Origin of the sequence: Hanstruepera marina (genome assembly GCF_019880635.1) — a bacterium.
GTDB classification, from domain to species: Bacteria; Bacteroidota; Bacteroidia; order Flavobacteriales; family Flavobacteriaceae; genus Hanstruepera; species Hanstruepera marina.
The window spans coordinates 23,522-41,700 of sequence record NZ_JAINVX010000006.1 but is presented as its reverse complement, the minus strand read 5'-3'; the positions used below and the strand labels follow the sequence as shown (position 1 = coordinate 41,700).

At 34.7% G+C, this 18,179-nt stretch carries 18 protein-coding genes; 3 read left to right on the top strand and 15 right to left on the bottom strand.

Annotation, left to right across the window (positions count from 1 at the left end; genetic code table 11):
* Nucleotides 1–118: 118 nt before the first annotated feature.
* From K7G76_RS14490 to hemN, 14 genes are all read right to left on the bottom strand, one after another.
* Nucleotides 119–2,116: a TonB-copper family protein gene (locus K7G76_RS14490; protein ID WP_223034942.1), complete on the bottom strand. Its 1,998-nt coding sequence runs from the start codon at nucleotides 2,114–2,116 to the stop codon at nucleotides 119–121.
* Nucleotides 2,117–2,181: 65 nt separating this feature from the next.
* Nucleotides 2,182–3,033, bottom strand: coding sequence for a hypothetical protein (locus K7G76_RS14485; RefSeq protein WP_223034941.1), 852 nt, complete (start codon nucleotides 3,031–3,033; stop codon nucleotides 2,182–2,184).
* A gap of 167 nt (nucleotides 3,034–3,200) precedes the next feature.
* Nucleotides 3,201–3,596, bottom strand: a complete 396-nt coding sequence (locus tag K7G76_RS14480; RefSeq protein ID WP_223034940.1) for a hypothetical protein — start codon at nucleotides 3,594–3,596, stop codon at nucleotides 3,201–3,203.
* A 52-nt stretch (nucleotides 3,597–3,648) separates the two neighbouring features.
* Entirely contained in the window at nucleotides 3,649–4,101 is a 453-nt protein-coding gene (locus tag K7G76_RS14475; protein WP_223034939.1) for a hypothetical protein, read from the bottom strand.
* 2 nt (nucleotides 4,102–4,103) lie between these two features.
* Entirely contained in the window at nucleotides 4,104–4,886 is a 783-nt protein-coding gene (locus tag K7G76_RS14470; protein ID WP_223034938.1) for an ABC transporter permease, read from the bottom strand.
* The gene (locus tag K7G76_RS14465; protein WP_223034937.1) at nucleotides 4,879–5,586 is read right to left on the bottom strand and encodes an ABC transporter ATP-binding protein; all 708 of its coding nucleotides are present in this window, start codon (nucleotides 5,584–5,586) and stop codon (nucleotides 4,879–4,881) included. Before K7G76_RS14465 ends, K7G76_RS14470 begins: the two co-directional genes overlap by 8 nt.
* Nucleotides 5,580–6,815: a nitrous oxide reductase family maturation protein NosD gene (locus K7G76_RS14460; RefSeq protein ID WP_223034936.1), complete on the bottom strand. Its 1,236-nt coding sequence runs from the start codon at nucleotides 6,813–6,815 to the stop codon at nucleotides 5,580–5,582. The genes K7G76_RS14465 and K7G76_RS14460 overlap by 7 nt, the downstream gene beginning before the upstream one ends.
* Before the next feature lie 2 nt (nucleotides 6,816–6,817).
* On the bottom strand, nucleotides 6,818–7,255 hold the full coding sequence (locus K7G76_RS14455; RefSeq protein WP_223034935.1) for a nitrous oxide reductase accessory protein NosL: 438 nt from the start codon (nucleotides 7,253–7,255) through the stop codon (nucleotides 6,818–6,820).
* Between the two features lie 38 nt (nucleotides 7,256–7,293).
* Nucleotides 7,294–7,893 carry a hypothetical protein gene (locus tag K7G76_RS14450; RefSeq protein WP_223034934.1) on the bottom strand — a complete coding sequence of 200 codons (600 nt, stop codon included), beginning with the start codon at nucleotides 7,891–7,893 and terminating at the stop codon, nucleotides 7,294–7,296.
* A gap of 135 nt (nucleotides 7,894–8,028) precedes the next feature.
* On the bottom strand, nucleotides 8,029–9,999 hold the full coding sequence (nosZ, locus tag K7G76_RS14445) for a Sec-dependent nitrous-oxide reductase (protein WP_223034933.1): 1,971 nt from the start codon (nucleotides 9,997–9,999) through the stop codon (nucleotides 8,029–8,031).
* A gap of 30 nt (nucleotides 10,000–10,029) precedes the next feature.
* Complete coding sequence (locus K7G76_RS14440; protein ID WP_223034932.1) at nucleotides 10,030–10,605, bottom strand: fasciclin domain-containing protein; 576 nt, start codon at nucleotides 10,603–10,605, stop codon at nucleotides 10,030–10,032.
* Between the two features lie 7 nt (nucleotides 10,606–10,612).
* Nucleotides 10,613–11,116, bottom strand: a complete 504-nt coding sequence (locus K7G76_RS14435; protein ID WP_223034931.1) for a c-type cytochrome — start codon at nucleotides 11,114–11,116, stop codon at nucleotides 10,613–10,615.
* Between the two features lie 195 nt (nucleotides 11,117–11,311).
* A complete protein-coding gene (locus K7G76_RS14430) occupies nucleotides 11,312–12,145 on the bottom strand; it encodes a universal stress protein (RefSeq protein WP_223034930.1) in 834 nt (277 codons plus the stop codon).
* A 34-nt stretch (nucleotides 12,146–12,179) separates the two neighbouring features.
* On the bottom strand, nucleotides 12,180–13,544 hold the full coding sequence (gene hemN / locus K7G76_RS14425) for an oxygen-independent coproporphyrinogen III oxidase (RefSeq protein ID WP_223034929.1): 1,365 nt from the start codon (nucleotides 13,542–13,544) through the stop codon (nucleotides 12,180–12,182).
* 136 nt (nucleotides 13,545–13,680) lie between these two features.
* Here hemN and K7G76_RS14420 point away from each other — a divergent pair, with 136 nt between their 5' ends.
* The 3 genes from K7G76_RS14420 (at nucleotide 13,681) to K7G76_RS14410 (ending at nucleotide 15,732) form a co-directional block, all read left to right on the top strand.
* On the top strand, nucleotides 13,681–14,280 hold the full coding sequence (locus K7G76_RS14420) for a superoxide dismutase family protein (protein ID WP_223034928.1): 600 nt from the start codon (nucleotides 13,681–13,683) through the stop codon (nucleotides 14,278–14,280).
* An 88-nt stretch (nucleotides 14,281–14,368) separates the two neighbouring features.
* The gene (locus tag K7G76_RS14415; RefSeq protein WP_223034927.1) at nucleotides 14,369–14,905 is read left to right on the top strand and encodes an RNA polymerase sigma factor; all 537 of its coding nucleotides are present in this window, start codon (nucleotides 14,369–14,371) and stop codon (nucleotides 14,903–14,905) included.
* A complete protein-coding gene (locus tag K7G76_RS14410) occupies nucleotides 14,902–15,732 on the top strand; it encodes an anti-sigma factor (RefSeq protein ID WP_223034926.1) in 831 nt (276 codons plus the stop codon). Before K7G76_RS14415 ends, K7G76_RS14410 begins: the two co-directional genes overlap by 4 nt.
* A 236-nt stretch (nucleotides 15,733–15,968) precedes the next feature.
* Here the strand turns inward: K7G76_RS14410 and K7G76_RS14405 are convergent, their stop codons facing one another.
* Nucleotides 15,969–18,167 carry a TonB-dependent receptor gene (locus K7G76_RS14405; protein ID WP_255573044.1) on the bottom strand — a complete coding sequence of 733 codons (2,199 nt, stop codon included), beginning with the start codon at nucleotides 18,165–18,167 and terminating at the stop codon, nucleotides 15,969–15,971.
* Nucleotides 18,168–18,179 lie beyond the last annotated feature (12 nt).

Genomic DNA, 18,179 nt, shown 5'->3' with positions numbered 1-18,179 from the left:
AAAACATAAAAAAGTGCTTGTTTTATTGAACTACAACAAGTACTTCAAAACTTAAAATTAAAGCAGTTGTTTGGTAAAAATTCCAGAAAGTTGTCCTCAAAGGCTTTCTGGAATTTTCTTATCTAATTATAAACGAAGCATTGATATAGAAATTTCGGCCTTGTCTAGGTATGTTGTTCCAGTCGGCATAGGTTGAATAGAAACTGTCCAGAATATTCTCAACGCCATATTTAAACACCAACTTATTGTTTTTTAAATTTACAACATTGCCTAAATTAAGGTTTAAAACACCATAAGCTGGCGTTTCGTCTTCACCATAAAAACTACTAAAACGACTTTGGTTTGCATTACCCTCCAACTGTAAGGCTGCATTAAATTTTGATGTTGCATAAGCCACTTCGGCTACATAAGAAAATGGTTTAATAATTGGTAATGGTTCGTTATTACTGCCCTGTCCGTAATTATACCCAACTGTACCATTTACCGAGAACTTTTCGGTAAAATTATATGACGTGTTTAAATACACATCAAAAATAGATGCATGATCTAATCCAGTATAAACCTTTACACCTGAAGCACCAATGGTCATGGCACTTAAGGTTGGGTCAATTCCTCCTATTATATAATCCATAATATAGAAATATGAACTTTCAATACCAATCTTAAAATCATATATGCTATAATTGGCTTTAATATTGGCTTGAAAAGATTTTTCATTGGACAAATACGGGTTTCCTATATAGTCAAAGTTATCAAAGCTATTGAACAAGAAAAATCCGTAACCTTCACTTACCGATGGTGCGCGCTCACCATAACCAACACCAAACGAAATATCGTAGTTAGGCTTTTTATAGAGATAATCTGCAGCAAACCCCATTAAAAATCTATTCTTTGAATCGGTTAAGTCCGGATAAAAAATTTGCAAACTTTCCAAACCTACTTCATTACCAATAGTATTGTTTTGGACACCTAACCTTACATTGGCTGATACCGTGGCATTTTCCGAAATGGCATAAGCATCTTTAGCATACATACCCGAATATAGTGTTCTAATATCTGGCCACGTGTACATAAACATTAATGGTTGATTGGAATCATTAGGATACATGGTCATTTCGGCTAATGAACGGTTATAGAATCCATTTAAATTGAACAATAAGCTGTGTTTATTAGCTTCAATTTTCACTTTACTGTAAAAACCATAGGTATCACTCCATCCAGGCATATCCATACGAATAGGCACATCAGGACGTTGTGAATCATCCATAATATGTGTAATGGTATTAAAGTAAAGTTTTGACTCCCAGGATTTTATAAATGCAGAATCATTTTCAAAGCTATGCGTTACCGATGTAATTAAAGCCTCGGCAAGCGATACATCCATGGGTAATGCAGGATAGCCAACGTCTGTAGCCTTATCATAAATAACATTGGCATCTAATTGATGGTTTTCAGATAGTTTATAGCCGCCTTGCAATGAGATATTGTATTTTTGAAATTGCGAATACAAAACCTCTTGGTTATTACCAGCACCGTAATTATCTGATTTTCTAAAAATACCATCTGCATTCAAATAAAAGGTATTTCCAGAGTACTCAACATCTAATCCAGCGGTTCTGTAATTACCATTAGTTTCGTATCCAACATCTACACTCGATTTTAAACCGAAATCATAATATTTAGATTCTGGTAGTTGCAAATCAATGGCACCACCAACACAATGCCCATTTTCGGTACCTTCTTGACCTGATGCAATGGTAACTTTCTTTAAGTTAGATACATCAACGTATGATGTAATAGGATCCATTTTATCTGTACAGGCGCCAAATATTTGCATCCCATCAATAGTTACATTTAAACGCTCGCTGGTCATGTTGCTTAAAGTAGGTTCCCAAGCGTAATTTCCACGTTTAATCATAGTTATTCGATTAGATTTTTCTAAATAATCGTCTATACTAGATAACGTTTTCTCTTGACGGTAGTTACTTAATTTACGTTGTGTGATTAAAATAACCTCATCTAATTGCGTTGTATCTTTTTCCATTGAAGGCAAAGTGTCTTGACCAAAGGAAAGTGTTGTATATAAAACGCTCAATACCATTATGAGCTTTTTCATGACTTTAGTGTTTAATGAGATTTCATAGATGTTATCACCATCTATGAAATCTCATATTTAGTAAATTAAAACTCTAATTCTAGATATAAGCTACTTTGCTCATTACCGTCAGTTACATCTTCCCCTTTTATAACCTCATCATCCACATTCATAAGTTTTAAGTTTAACACCCAATACCCTGTCATAGTTAATGATAGGTTGGCATGATACTTATTGTCAGCCGCATTAAACGTTAAATTGGTATTATTTGGCGACGTATGATTACCCATGCCAGGCATACGAGGATCAAGTGTTAAGATGTAGTTTTCTACAACTGGAAAGGACATCATATTTTCCATTTTATAAACACCTACTACCAAATCATTATTCCCGATAATTGGATTTTCTGGCTCTATAATAGCAACAACATAACGACTCGAATCCGTTCCCATAAAACTTGATACGTTTTGATTATCATTTTGCATAACTGTAATCGTATCTGAAACCACATAATCAACACCATCAATAGTGTAGTCAAACATTAATGACCAACCAGAGCCGTCAGTATTTGTCATTTGATAAACTATGGCTCCTTGGTAAATGGTATTCTTACCAGTCACTTTTTCAGGGTTGGTTTTAGGGCATGAGTGTTGCATAGTAGGCATTTGCATCATAGGCATCCATGTTATGCTTGCATCTTCAACATATTCGTTGTTCGACCTATTTTTAATACGTAAGCTTATATTATTATAACCAGTGTAGAACAAACCCGATTGATTGTACAATTCAATAGTATGTGTGTCGTTTGAAAGTTCTTGAATAAGTTGTAATCCATCAACTTCACTTGTTGGTGGTGTGTAATCATCATTTTCATCTGAAGAACAAGCAACAGTAGCAAGTGCTAAAAATAGGATAGGTAAAATATATTTAAGTTTCATTTTAATTTGTTTTAAAGCATACCAATAGCTAGTAGCTTACAAATAGCTACAAGCATTGATACATAATTTTTGGACTCGTTTTTTAAAAATTTTAATATAAAAACCTTGTCCAACCATCAATATCTGGTTAGAAAAGAATAAAAACGTCATGTTTTTAATAAAAGAAACTAAACCACGTTTGGAGGTGGTGTATCAACTGAAAGCGTAGTTTCAGAAATGATAGGTGTTTGGTAAAACACCCTATTTTTGTTTATATAAAAAGAAATAAATTGGGCATCAACAGAATTAATGTCCGTGATAAAAAACACATCTAGTACCTGACGCTTGCTTTCCTGAACAGGAGCCTTACCATCTGTTCCGGTTTCATTTTGTGCCAATTGTTTTTTTAAATGACACTTACCATTACACCCTTGTTGATTATCTTTCTGAATACAAAGTGTTTTAGCTATAAATTCCTGATTGGCCAAAAAGTCTCCCACAATTACGAATGTATTGATATTATGTGCCAGTAGAATAACAACTAGGACATACGTAGTAATTTTTTGGGTTAAACTCTTAATCATGGCACAAATTTAATTAATGGCTTTTGTTTAAAATATGATAATCATCACTTTTTTACAATTTAAAATATTGGTAATAGGCTTCAATAAGTTCAGTTAAATTACTCAAAGCATGTACCGATTCTGTTTCGCTATCCGTTTCACGCAATATTGAAATTTCATCTAACATGGGAACCAGAACTACATGCAATTGATCGTGTGGTTCACCAGTCATGGTACAGTTTTTTATAATATAACTGGTCTGTTTGGAAAGGGCCTCGCCCAGTTCTTTATAACTCATGTTTCCTTTCGTTTCAAATTGTGAAATAATTGAATCCATTTTGTTAACACCTTCATGGGTTTCACTATTTACCAACCATTTGTTAACGGCGTTAAGTCTTAAGCTTAAAGTATCTGCAATTGATATTGCTTTCTCCTTTTTGATTGGTTCATCCACTTCCCTTTTGTCTTCCCTACAACTTATATTAGAAAGAACAAAAACTACCAGTATTATATGATAAACTTTCATACCTAAAAATCTTTTCTTTTAGATTTAAACATGATTCGCAATACGGGTAGAACAACCCAAATTACGAGCATTACAAACGACACCACCAATCCAAAACTAGTACCAAAAAATTGCTTGAATATAGCACCCGTATATCCTAAAAGTGCTGAAATATCCAGTTTTAATAAAATTAAAGTTCTGGACAAATCGATAGGATTAAGCATTGTACCAACCAAGGATAATTTATCTAAAGGATAATCTTCAAAAAATATTAAGGTCATTAAGAAAATTCCATCATAAATAATGGCCAAAAACAACCACAACAAAATAGCGTAACCAAAACCTTTTATTTTGTTTTCATTAGACAAGGCAATATTGAATGCCAATGCCGTGAATATGAGGGTTAAAAATGTTCCGGTTATAAGTAATAATGAAAAATCCCAAATGGCATTGCTCTTAAACAAACCATAAAATACAAATGGAATACCTAAACCTAATATTAAGCTCATAGACAAAGACAAAGCAACACCCAAATACTGACCCAAAAATATGGATGATCGTTTAAGTGGTTGAGCCAATAGTAATTCAGTAAACTCTTTGGAATTATAGTAATACATGACGCCAAAAATGGTTCCTATAAGTGGTACTAGCACAATGATAACGTTCATTAAAGTAATGACTGCTTTAGACAAATCGTTGTTAAGGAACAAAAGGACCACTCCCAAAAGCAGATAAAACCCAAAGTAAACATAACTCCAACGGCTACGCATGAGATCGAAAAAACTATATTTTAAAATTTTAAGCATGGTTATCTGTTAATATGGACGCAATAGCATGTTCGAAATCTGGCTGATTGGTCTTGGTTTTTAATTCTGATATGGTACCCTTAAAATAGATTTTGCCTTCCAACAAAAACACAATTTCATCAGACACTTCTTCAACAAAACTCATAATATGAGATGTTATGAGTATTGTTTTTCCTTTACTTTTTTCTTTCTGAATCAATTCCTTTAATCGAATTAATGAAATAGGGTCCAACCCTGTTGTAGGTTCATCTAAAATAATGAGTGGACTATCAAACATAAAGGTTAATACTATGTTTACTTTTTGCTTGGTACCGCCAGAAAGGTTTCCCAGTTTTTTATCTAAAAATGGTTCTAGTTTAAAAAGTTGAATAAGGTTATGATCGTCATTGGTGTGGTTTCGCAAATCCTTAATCATTCTGATAAGTTCCTTTACTTTTAAATTGCTTGGAAAGTTGGCAATTTGCGGTAAGTAATCAATCTTATGTCTGTAACTTGAATTCTTCTTAATATTCTCACCTTGAACCGTAATAGTCCCTTTATTGGGAATAACCATGCCAAGCACCGACTTGATTAAGGTGGTTTTCCCAGATCCATTTGGGCCAAGCACTGCAAAAATACCGCCACTTTTAATGTTTAAGTCAACACCTTTAAGCACTTCATTCTTACCAAACTTTTTATGTAGATTTTCTATACTTACCATGTTATACGCTTTGTTTGTGGGTTGTTGTCCATAAGATTGTCTGGTGTAAATACCGGCGACACTTTTTCTGAAAAATCAATAATATCTATAAATAAACTACGCAACAGAATAATAGTTTCTGGCGTGCGATTTACGATATATGAAAATAGTTTAACAGGCCTATACGGTACATCGCCTATGCCATCCTTATCCAAATCGTAGCCTGTATAATTACTCCAATAATTTTTATCAAAAATGTTATCGTTAACCTTACTGTTGTATGAAATATCAAAGGAGTTGTATAAAAAGTTATTCTCAACAAAATGATTGGTATAGCAGGCACCCCTCACTTTTATGGCCCAACCATTATTGGTAAAATTGTTGTTTTTATAGGTAATTCGGTTAGAACCTTCCAAATTAATACCAATGGTGTTCTCTTCAAACGTGTTCCCTATAATTTCGGCATCGTTTATTTCTTTTAACAATAATCCGTAAGATGCTGTTCCCCAATTTTCCCGAAACTGGTTATTCAACATCTTGATTTTCTTTGAAAACATAACGGCTACTCCTGCTCCATTATTTTCAAAGGTATTGTCTTGATAGATATCATCATTAGAAAACATGAAATGCAATCCATATCGCAAATTTTCTGCGCTAACATTGTTTTTAATAACACAATTATCTGAAAATTCCAGATAAATACCATCACGAACATGTTCAACAAAATTATGCTCTATATCTACATAATGGCTATACCACAATTGGATACCATTTCCAGAATTGTACTCTTCTACAGCATCACCAATTATTTTGTTATGATATACCTTACCGTAACTAGATTTCTCAAGATAAATACCAAAAAACAGTTTCTCTAAAACCAGGTTTTGTATTGTAAAGTGTTTGCTTTTTTTAACACGAATAGCCGCATAATCTTCAGTATAACTTGTCCCGACATTAATGATAAACAGGCCATCTACAGTAACACTATCAGAAATTATAGTAATGACTTCACCTTTTAATTCGCCATCAATAACCGGATAGTTTTTACCAACCAAAGTTAAGGGCTTATCTATTACTATGTTATGTTCTTTATAAGTCCCTTTTTTTACAATTACAGTATCAAAAGGCTTTGCCAAAGAAATGGCACGGGTTAAAGAGGTAACATCACAGCTGTTGCATACATTAATTGTTTGCGCACCTAAAGAAGTTACCATAAACATGATAGCTGTAAATAAGAGCTTTAGCTTCATGGCTAGTCTTTAAAATGTGTTAATAGTTCTTGCCAAGTGTAAAGCGTACCCTCTTTTTCAGATTGAACTTTTTGAGCTTCTCCCCTACTTTTAAAAGCCGATAGAAAAGCACCCATAGGGCTTGGCACATTCTTACTTATTAAAAATGTAGCTTGTGTAGCATCGATTAATTCCTCGGGTTCTGAATAATTATTGGATAAGTATAATTTAATTTCAGAAGTGTCAAACTCATCCCTAAAATTAATCATGCATTCAGTTGCATCGAATTTATATATTTTACCCTTTTTGGTTACTATTTCTGCTGCATGCAATTTATCTACTATGGTCATTTTACAAAAGTGGCAACCATCATTACCATAATCAATTGGTTTTGGCGACACATTACAGCTTACCAAAAATACTATAAATAGAAGAACTAGGTATTGTTTTAGTGTTTGCATTTTTTAGTGTTTTAGTGTTTTGCTTTTTTTATAGCCTTCTATACATCTGAATATTTTTTATGATTTTTCTTACCTACAAGGTATGCTATCAATGATGTGCCTATTCCAAGAGCTAAAAAGTAAGCTCCTAAACGCGGATAAGAATGTGCTCTAAAATTTAATATATCCTTTGTACCAAACAATGGTGGCTGAAAGCCCATTTGCGTACCATCTGGATTCGTAAACTTCATGATTGCTCTTGGGTCTAGATTATGTCCATAATCGTGTTCCCACAGGTAAAAATCATAAAGCCCTGCGCTACTTAACACAATCATCAATATAAACCAATATAAAAACCACTTGTAATTACCTTTAAAGGCAATAATTAACCCTATTACTGTTGTTACAAGAATACCTGCAGGAAATATTTTAAATTCAGGAATAGCTTCAGGAATATATTTCATCCCTACATAGTGGTTCATAAGGTTGATATTCTTGATATCATGCGGATTGGCATCAGCAAAATCATTAATATAAATATACATCCCTAGAGGCGTAGGATATTGTGGCGCTTCTAATGTAATTTTCCAAAGTGGAAACAAGAAAAGTCCGAGCGGTAATATGGCGGCCAATAGCATGATTATATTTGACTTTTTCATTATGATAGGAATTAGTGGTTTAAAAAATCTGATGTCTCTGAATAATTAGTGTTTTAATAGAAAGGCGAGAGCGAAATGATAGCTCTCGCCTTTGATAGGAAAATAAACACTAAAACAAAATTCTCCTAATTTGTTTTATTCTATATCCTCACCAAGAGACCATTTTAATGGCGTATTTGCATTTGCTGCAGACACACGTACATAGCCTTGCATTTCTTGATGTAATGCTGAACAGAAGTCTGTACAATAAAACGGCCATACACCTTCTTGTTTTGGTTCCCAAAGGAAGGTTTCCGTTTGTCCTGGCATAATCAATAATTCTGAAGTGTTGGCTCCTATCATACTAACACCATGCGGCACATCATAATCTTGTTCTAAATTGGTAACATGGAAATATACCTTGTCTCCTACTTTAACACCTTCAATATTATCTGGTGCGAAGTGACTACGAATCATGGTCATGTAGACATGAACAATATTGCCATCTCTTACCACTTTAGTATCCGCTTCACTTTTAGCAGCATAAGGGTGATTATTCTCTTCAAGTGGGAATAATTTTTTAGATCGTGGTTTAATTAAATCGGCTGGGCAACCTGCAGCATAGTGCGGTTCTCCAATGGTTGGAAAATCTAATAATAGCTCCATTTTTTCACCTGAAATATCGTACAATTGAGCCGATTGTGTTACTTCTGGACCAGTTGGTAAATAACGGTCTTTAGTAATTTTGTTCATAGCTACGACATATTTACCCCATGGTTTTTGAGAGTTACCTCCAGGAATCATTAAGTGACCAACCGAGTAGTAACAAGGTTGTCTATCTACCACTTCCCAAGTACCTAACTTCCATTTTACCACTTCTGATGAAATAAAGAATGTTGTATAAGCATTTCCTTTCCCATCAAATTCAGTATGTAAAGGTCCTAATCCTGGTTGTTCAACAGAACCTGCCAATACATCTTCAAAATTTAAGATTGGTATTCCATAGGCATCACCAGCAAATTTCTCATTCTCAATAGCATCAAGCATTTTAGTAAACGAGTGTACTGTTAAATTGGCCGAAAGCTTACCGTTACCTACTATATATTCGCCCGTTGGATCTACATCACAACCATGTGGTGATTTAGGTGTTGGCAATAAGAATACCGCTCCAGGAACGTCTAACGGATTAACCGTAAGCACTTCTTTTTTTAGGGTTGATGTTGCCATGTGTGTAGACTCGTCATAAACATTATGTGCGTAATTGGCAGGCATCATGGTACCACCACCATTATTCACATATTCTTCAATTTTCTTCCAGTTTACAGCTGCTATAAAATCCTTATCATTTTGAGACGCATTAACCTCTAAAAGTGTACTAGCCTCTTCTGTGTTATAAGTGGTAAAGAAAAACCAACCATGTGATTTTCCACGACCTGGATGCGATAAATCATAATCAAATCCTGGCATGATTAATTGGAATTTTATATCCATGTGTCCATGTTCTGGCTCAACAGATATAAAGGTTAATGATCCTTTAAAGTTTCCTTTATAATCTTTAATAGGCATATCACGTTGTGGAATTGGCACAGAGAAACGTGTACCAGCTACAACATATTCGGTATTTTCAGTCACAAAAGACGAACTGTGGTTACCAGCACTATTTGGTATTTCAATAATTTCTGTAGTCTCAAAAGTTGATAAATCTACTTTTGCTATACGAGGTGTATTATTACCATTTATGAAAACCCAACGACCATCTATTTCTCCTGCAGTTTGTGAAATATCCGGGTGGTGAGCATCATCCCAAGGTACAAAACCATGAGAGGTTTCTAACATGGGTTTGGTTTCTTCATTATAACCCCAAGCTTTTTCTGCATCTTGGGAGAAAACAGGAATCACTTTAAATAAACGCCCTGATGGTAAACCGTAAACAGATAACTGCCCACTAAATCCACCTGAAATAAAAGCGTAAAATTCATCATGTTCTCCAGGAGCCACATATACTTTTTCGGCTACATTACTCGCTAAAGCACCAGATTTAGAATCTGATTTTTTGGTGTCGTTACAACTTGTAAATGCTATTAAAACTGTTACAAGTGCAGCAATTGATTTTAAAATATTCTTCATTGTTTTTTATTAAATAAGGTTAGTGATTTATTATTCTGAAGGCGGTAATAAAACTTTATCGATTACGTGAACAATACCATTCCCAGCAGGAACACTGGCAATAATATTTGCGCCTCCTATTACTGGTTTTCCATCAACCACCTCAACTGGGACATTTTGGTTATTGGCTTGTCCAAGTTTTGATAGTTTTGTAAGGATTGTTGTGCTTAAATTACCAGGTGTAACATGATACTTTAAAATGTTAGCTAAAGCGTCTTTGTTTTCTGGTTTTAATAAGTTATCAACTATTCCTTCTGGCAATGCCGCAAAGGCCTCATTAGTTGGTGCAAAAACTGTAAGTGGCCCTACGTTAACTAAAGCATTCTCTACTTGTGCTGCTTGTACTGCTGCAACTAGTGTGGTATGGTCAGGAGAACCTATAGCAATTTGAAGACAATTTGGTGTTCCCTCATCGTCTTGAATAAATGCTTGACCAGATCGTTCTGCAACTTTCTCTTCAGTATCTGCTACTGAAGTTGTGCTTGGGGCTTCTTGGTTCTCGTTTTTACATGCAAAAAATAAACTTATACATGCCAAAACAAGACCTAACTGTTTAAATGTATTCATATTCAAATTATTTTAGTGTTCTAAAGTATTCTAATACAGATCTAGCTTCTTCTTCTGTTAAGTTTTGATTGGCCATTGGCGAACCATTAAACTCAATTAGTAATTCTTTGGCCAAAGCATCTTTTTGCACCATTTCTTCAGGATTTAGAATCATGTTCATAATCCACTCTGGAGAGCGACGTTCTGTTATTCCTGTTGGTGCAGGTCCAATGAATTTTTTATCTGCTCTGTGGCAAGCTGTACACATTTTTTTGAATACCTCCTGACCTTGTGCAGCCATAGCTTGATCTATATCTGCGGCCAATTCAACCGAAGTAATTGGTCCGACTCCCTTATTAGTTAAATCAACGCGTTTGGAAGCTGGTACTTTTTCTTCTTTTTTTGTAACCGCTTCAGTTTTTGTCGACTTCTTTTCATAAGAGAATTTCTCTTCTTTCTTTTCTTCTTTGCCTCCACAGCTTAATACAAGTGCAGCAAATAATAGGGTCATTAATCTTAGTGTTGTTTTCATGTTAATTATTGTTTATATCACAAAATTACTGTCTGCACAACTTTAAAAACATGATAAAAATCATATTTCGGATATTTTTATCCTATTTAAGTTTTTAAAAGTTCTTTATCTGTCAAAAAAACTCTTTAAATAATAAGAGGTGTAGATATTAACTACACCTCTTATTTTAAAAACACTAACTAAACTTGCTATTAATTACATTTTAAAACTCATTACAGGCAACATAGAGTGGTTAGCAATATCCTCTGAAATACTTCCTTCAAAGAAGTGTGCCAAACCTTTACGACCATGGGTGGCAACAGCTATTAAATCAGCTCCTATTACATTGGCAAAATTCAAAATTCCTTTTTCTACTGTATAATCAGCTACATATTTAACTGAATCCAATTTATCTAAATTGCCATTAGCTTTTTTGAGGAATGAAACCACTTTTCCTTCCATTTCTGAAGAACTTTTAAAGCTTTCACTTGGTAGGTTTACATAAACCAAATGCATTTTTGATCCTAGACTGTCAAACATTCTAGATGCTCGCAAATAAGGCTCAACAGCTTCATCTGAAAAATCGCAAGCAAAAGCGATATTTTCAAAGTCGGTTAAAATAGGGTTATGTTTTGTAACCAATACGGGTATTTCGGCGTGTCGCACTACTTTTTCTGTATTGGAACCAACAAAAAATTCTTTCAGCCCACTAGAACCATGTGAACCCATAACAATTAAATCAGCATCGTGTTCCTTGGCTACATCATTAACTTCACTAAACACTTTAAAGTGCTTAACAATTGGAGTAACGTTTACGCCTTCTAAATAATCTTTCTCTAAAAACTCATTGAAACGCTTTTCGGCTAACTTTAAAAAGAATACCGTTTCCATTTTCATTTCGTTGTCGTTTTTTGTTAAAATAGCATCTGAAATTTCTAACATGTGCAGAGCTAAAATTTCAGCATTATTCTTTTTTGCTAAAATGGCTGCTGTTTCCAATGCATAATCTGAATATTCGGAGAAATCTATAGGTACAATAATTTTTTTCATCTTTTTAAAGTTTAAGTAAGGTTAATAAATCGTATTAAATAGTCATAGAAAACAATTGTGAATTGGGTTGCTTACGTTGCAACAACAAATCGAATGCCATGCAAACATTGCGTACAAATGGTTTTCCTTTTTCGTTGATTAGTATTTGTTTTGCGTTTATTTCAATTAATCCATCATCCTCTAATGGTTTTAATTTAATGAGGACATCAGGTATTTCGTTACAATATAAATCTTGATTTGTCCATGATGTTTCAAACTGGCACATTAAATTTAAAATATGCTTACGAATCACAAGGTCTTCATGTGTTAAAATATGACCTCTAAAAACCGGCAATTCGTTTTGGTCTAAGTAGTTGTAATATGTTTTAATATCCTTTGCATTTTGAGCAAAACCATACCAACTATCGCTAATTGATGATACACCCAAACCAATCATCATTTGCGTTTTGGAAGCCGTGTAGCCCATAAAATTACGATGCAAGGTTTTAGATTCTGTGGCCTTATATAAGGTATCCGTTGGTAAAGCAAAATGATCCATACCTATTTCATGATAACCCAAATCTGACAATAATTGTTTACCTAATTCATATTGCTGGCGTTTAACGCTAGCTGTAGGCAAATCGTTTTCACTAAATCCGCGTTGTCCGTTACCTTTTATCCAAGGCACATGTGCATAACTGTAAAACGCTATACGATCAGGCTTTAGCTGCTTAGTTTTTTCTATAGTTTCTTTTACATGGACTATAGATTGTAATGGCAAACCAAAAATAATGTCATGCCCTATTGATGTATAGCCTATTTCCCTAGCTGTTTCTGTAACGTACTTTACATTATCAAACGGTTGGATACGATGTATAGCTTTTTGTACTTCAAGATTGTAATCCTGAACACCAAAACTTACGCGTCTGAATCCTAAATTATATAACGTTTGTAGGTGCTCGCGCGTTGTATTATTTGGGTGGCCTTCAAAACTAAACTCATGTTCTTGGGCTATCTCGGCTTTACTAAAAATTCCCTTGAGTAAACGTTCTAAATTTTCTGGGGAGAAAAATGTTGGCGTACCACCTCCTAAATGCAATTCTTTAATTATAGGTTTAGTTTTAAAATGGTCGTAATATAATTGCCATTCTTTTAGCACATAATCTATATAAGGCGTTTCAACCTCATGACGCTTGGTAATACGTTTGTTGCAACCGCAGAAGGTACATAAACTTTCACAGAATGGTAAGTGAATATATAAACTTATACCCTCTGAACCATTACTTTCTTGATAAGAAGCAGAAACAGAATCTAGCCATTTTTCTTTAGAAAAACTAGACTCATCCCAATATGGAACTGTTGGATAGCTCGTATAACGCGGTCCCGGAATATTATATTTGTTCACTAATTTGCTAGACATACCTTTTTATTATAGTCCAAAATTATCGCGATTAGATATAATATAATATGATAATTGTCATATTCTTACATAAGCACATTTTAATATGAGTTAAATAATGTGTAATTTTAGGGTAACTAAAAACGAAAATTAAACCATGAAAAAAATAAGTTTATTATTTACAGCCTGTGTTATTGTAGCCACACTATCGTGTAAAAATGATAAAAAAGAAACCGAAAAAGTAGTTGAAACCGAAACGACTGAAATTGAAGCTCCCGCAACAATTGAAACCACTGTTGAAGTTAAGAAAATAAAAGTCGCTTTAAATGCCAAAAGCGGTAGTAATGTAACGGGTAGTGCTGTTTTTAGGCAAGAAAACGGCGAAGTTAATATGGTGGCTGTTATGTCTGAATTAGAACCAGGCTCACATGCCATTCATTTGCATGAAACAGCCGATTGTTCATCAGAAGATGGAACATCCACTGGTGGTCACTGGAACCCAACAGGACAACCTCACGGAGAATGGGGGGCTGAAGCCGGATACCATAAAGGCGATATCGGTAACTTTAATGCTGATGATAAAGGTAATGGTACTATTTCATTTACTACAGACCAATGGTGTATTGGTTGTGGTGATCCAGCTAAAGATATATTAGGCAAAGCTATTATTGTTCATCAAGGAGCCGATGATTTTACCTCACAACCCTCTGGTGCTGCTGGAGCACGTATCAGCTGTGCAGGTGTTATAGAAGATTAAAAAAGTTAAATATTATAAAGAAAGCTACCTAAACGGTAGCTTTTTTTATTGCCAATTAATCCCTACTTTGGTAAAAAATAAGTCCTGCATGCAGTTAGAACTTCTGGTTTCAAAATTTCAAAGCAAAGACGAAAAAGCTTTCGAAGCACTTTATAATATGTACAGTGACAGTATGCATGGTGTTATTTACAATATTGTTCGTGATAATGATATAGCTGAAGAAGTTATGCAGGATGTGTTTATTAAAGCTTGGCACAATGCCAGTAGCTATTCGGCTAAAAAGGGGAGGTTTTTTACATGGCTTATAAATATTGCTCGAAATGCAGCCATTGATAAAACACGGTCTAAAACCTTTAAAAACTCAAAAAAAAACCTTGATGCTACTTTTTTCGTAGATATTCTTGAAAACCAGGATAATCTAAACAGCCAAACGGATGCCATTGGCATTAAGAAATTTGTAAAAAAGTTAGCCAAGAAATGTATAGAAGTTATTGAGCTGTTGTACTTTAAAGGGTATACTCAAAAAGAAGCTTCAAAAACGCTAGAAATGCCAATTGGTACTATAAAAACACGCAATAGAAACTGTATTAATGAATTGCGAAATATGTTGGATGTATCACCATGACAAATAAAGAATACATAGAATCTGGAATATTGGAACTTTATGTTGCCGGAGCACTTTCTGAAGCAGAAAACGAAGCCGTGTACCAAAAGCTTTTAAAAAATCCTGATATTTTAGATGAAGTCTTAAAAATTGAAGCCGCTATTATTAAACTAACTGCTGCTACTAGCCCAACAGATTCTAAATATATATTTCCTGCTGTAAAAGAGGCCCTTGGCTTGAATACATCAGATTCTCAAGTGGTGACTTTACCTCGCCAACCTAAAACGAATTGGCTTGCCTATACAGGTTGGGCAGCATCTGTATTATTGGCAGGTGGCCTTATTTGGTTGTTAAATCAAAACCGTGCTCTACAAACTGAAATTAAAACGGTAGAAGCCGAAATTAATAAGCAGCATATAGATAATCAGCTGCTAGAAGAACAAATACATACCGCACGTGCTAATTTAAAAGAAGCTAACAAACTTCTTGATGTTATACGAGACAAAGAGATTATTGCTGTACCACTTCCTGGCCAAGACGTATATCCAGAAGCCTATGCCAAGGTTTATTGGGACAAAAAAGCCAACACGATTTATTTAGATGCCCAAGGCCTACCTGAACCACCTAGAGGCAAAGTATATCAGGTTTGGTCTTTAACATTAAGCCCTCTTTCACCAACCAGTTTGGGAACTCTAGACGATTTTGCAAATGATGACAACAAAGTATTTACTATTACAAATACCAACGCTTCTGAAGCTTTTGGTATTACCTTAGAACCTGCTGGTGGTAGTGAAACACCAACTATGGAGCAGTTATATACTTTGGGCGCTGTTCAAACTACTCCTTAATATTTCATATTAATAAATAACGGTTAATCTAAATAATCTAGAAAGTAAGGCTACGATTTGAATGATGGTATCATTACTTTTAAACGCTATTTTGAATTTTACTCCAACATAAATAAAAAATAACCAAAAAAAAGCGTCTGCAAAAACAGACACTTTTCAACTAACAAAAACACTTAACAAACGTCTTAGCAAAAACACTTCAGATATTTGTTAGCTTCTTCATTAACAACAAATTCTTAAAACCGGTAGCTTACTATACCTTTAATAAAAAAAGGTGTTCCTGGCGTAAAATGTATTTCTTCAACAGGTTCCAATTCATTTTGCAATCGCGATTCGGTGGCAAATTGGGTTTCGTTCCACTCGGTATCGAAAACATTTTCTATTACCATACCTAAACTCAAATTTTGGGTCAATGCATAATTCATGTTTACATCGGTTACAAAATAACCTTCGGCCACAATGGAGTTATCTTCGTTGGCTGGTCTATCATCTACATATCTATAACGTATGCCTGCCGAAAAGCCCTTTAGATCGTTAATTGCCAAACCTCCTGTAAGGGTAAAATCGGGCGCCAACGGAATGTAATCGGCTCCTTTAGGTTCATCTATGCTTCGTGCATGAGTAAAGGTAGCATCGGTATCAAAATACAACCAGTCTGTAAATTGATAGCGTAACCCAATATCCAGACCATAACGTTGCGATTTTCCACTAGGCTCTACAATTCCGGCATCACCAACATACACAAACTCCTGCTCTAAAAACAAATACCATAAGGCGGTATTGAATACCATTTTTGGAAAGGGCTTCCAAATGGTTCCTAAATCGGTTCCGTAAGCTTTGGGTAAAATTTCTTCGCCACTTTGAGCTACAACTACCCTAGCATCGTTGGAATGAAACCCTATTCCAGATTTCAAATACCATTGCAGATTGTTATTCTGATTAAAGTACAGATTCAGTTTTGGGCTTAATGTGGTTTTGGTTTCTGCTTGGGTTTCATAGGCTGCCATCAAATCGTCATTGTACATGAATTTGAAATAATCTAAACGCAAGGCTGGTGCTACAACAAACTTACCCAATTCAAAATTAGCATTTAAAAACCCATAGATGTTGGTTTCGTTTACATTTCCCAAAGCCAGATAATCCAACGTTTCATTTCGGTTTAGGGTATGCGATAGCTCTACATCATTAACTTGATCCATACGCAGTCCAACCCCTGATATTACTTGTGTTTCAATGGACCCTAATTTGGTGTCATTAATAAATTGAGTATTAAAACCATATATGTTTCGACTTTCATGCTGCTTTATTTGATCGCCATTAATGGGGTCTTCCAAAAAGAACGTGAAATTTGAATACAGTTCAAAATCATATTTAGAATAGAACACATTAGATTTAAACTGTAAATTCTCTTTAAGTAATGCGTTATAACTTATGTTTACGTTGCTTCTGGAGGTATTACCGCCTTCAGTATCATCAATAGCTCCCCAACGGGTTATTAAACCACTATCTACAGCACGTTGTGGTATTTGCCCAGAAGCATCCCAACGGCTAGTAAAATGGGATACAGACAATGATAGCTTATCATTACCTTTTAGATACGTACTGAACTTCCCAAAAAGGTTTAAACGATTGAAATTTTGAGGCGAATCAAAAGGGCCATCAAATTCTATATACTCCAATGCTACATAAGCATTAGAACGTTTATTATTTTTTAAAAGGTCAAACATTCCTAGGGTACGCATAGAATTAAACTGACCGTAACTCAAGCTTATTTCACTTGTCTCTAATTTATCTTTGGTATTAAAATCTACATAGCCAGCCGTTGTAAAATCGCCTTTGTTAGCATAGTATGGTCCTTTTCCAAAGTTAATGGCATTAATAGTCTCTGGAATTAAAAAATGTAAATCGCTATACCCTTGTCCGTGTGCATGCGACACCATATTTACAGGCATACCATCAACCGATAAGCTGATATCTGTACCGTGATCAATATCAAAGCCTCTTAAAAAAATTTGTTCGGCCTTACCACCTCCAGCATGTTGACCAATAATCAAACCAGGTACTTTTCGTAAAATCTCTTGGGATGAATTAACTGGTGTGGTTTCTAAATCTATTTTAGCCACACTGTTTAAAGCATTAACCTGTTCTGTTATTACCAACTCATTTAATAAAATAGTCTTGGGTTGCAAACGCACTTCCATTCCCTCGGTAAAGTGCAAACTTGATACTACAATATTCTTTTTTTGGTATCCTAAAAGACCAATATTTATAGTATCGCCTTGTTTATTATTTTCGAGAATAAACGATCCATTGGCCAAAGCATGTGAATGACTGGTAGACATTGTATTGTAGATGTATGCATTTTCAAGTGGTTGACCAGATTCGTCAAACACAAATCCTTTAATAGTATCTTGTGACCACATTGTGTGACACATACAGAACAGTAT

Excerpts from the sequence above, each read along its gene's own strand:
- K7G76_RS14490 (WP_223034942.1), bottom strand. The coding sequence starts at position 2,116 with ATGAAAAAGCTCATAATGGTATTGAGCGTTTTATATACAACACTTTCC.
- K7G76_RS14485 (WP_223034941.1), bottom strand. The coding sequence starts at position 3,033 with ATGAAACTTAAATATATTTTACCTATCCTATTTTTAGCACTTGCTACT.
- K7G76_RS14480 (WP_223034940.1), bottom strand. The coding sequence starts at position 3,596 with ATGATTAAGAGTTTAACCCAAAAAATTACTACGTATGTCCTAGTTGTT.
- K7G76_RS14475 (WP_223034939.1), bottom strand. The coding sequence starts at position 4,101 with ATGAAAGTTTATCATATAATACTGGTAGTTTTTGTTCTTTCTAATATA.
- K7G76_RS14470 (WP_223034938.1), bottom strand. The coding sequence starts at position 4,886 with ATGCTTAAAATTTTAAAATATAGTTTTTTCGATCTCATGCGTAGCCGT.
- K7G76_RS14465 (WP_223034937.1), bottom strand. The coding sequence starts at position 5,586 with ATGGTAAGTATAGAAAATCTACATAAAAAGTTTGGTAAGAATGAAGTG.
- K7G76_RS14460 (WP_223034936.1), bottom strand. The coding sequence starts at position 6,815 with ATGAAGCTAAAGCTCTTATTTACAGCTATCATGTTTATGGTAACTTCT.
- K7G76_RS14455 (WP_223034935.1), bottom strand. The coding sequence starts at position 7,255 with ATGCAAACACTAAAACAATACCTAGTTCTTCTATTTATAGTATTTTTG.
- K7G76_RS14450 (WP_223034934.1), bottom strand. The coding sequence starts at position 7,893 with ATGAAAAAGTCAAATATAATCATGCTATTGGCCGCCATATTACCGCTC.
- nosZ (WP_223034933.1), bottom strand. The coding sequence starts at position 9,999 with ATGAAGAATATTTTAAAATCAATTGCTGCACTTGTAACAGTTTTAATA.
- K7G76_RS14440 (WP_223034932.1), bottom strand. The coding sequence starts at position 10,605 with ATGAATACATTTAAACAGTTAGGTCTTGTTTTGGCATGTATAAGTTTA.
- K7G76_RS14435 (WP_223034931.1), bottom strand. The coding sequence starts at position 11,116 with ATGAAAACAACACTAAGATTAATGACCCTATTATTTGCTGCACTTGTA.
- K7G76_RS14430 (WP_223034930.1), bottom strand. The coding sequence starts at position 12,145 with ATGAAAAAAATTATTGTACCTATAGATTTCTCCGAATATTCAGATTAT.
- hemN (WP_223034929.1), bottom strand. The coding sequence starts at position 13,544 with ATGTCTAGCAAATTAGTGAACAAATATAATATTCCGGGACCGCGTTAT.
- K7G76_RS14420 (WP_223034928.1), top strand. The coding sequence starts at position 13,681 with ATGAAAAAAATAAGTTTATTATTTACAGCCTGTGTTATTGTAGCCACA.
- K7G76_RS14415 (WP_223034927.1), top strand. The coding sequence starts at position 14,369 with ATGCAGTTAGAACTTCTGGTTTCAAAATTTCAAAGCAAAGACGAAAAA.
- K7G76_RS14410 (WP_223034926.1), top strand. The coding sequence starts at position 14,902 with ATGACAAATAAAGAATACATAGAATCTGGAATATTGGAACTTTATGTT.
- K7G76_RS14405 (WP_255573044.1), bottom strand. The coding sequence starts at position 18,167 with ATGTGTCACACAATGTGGTCACAAGATACTATTAAAGGATTTGTGTTT.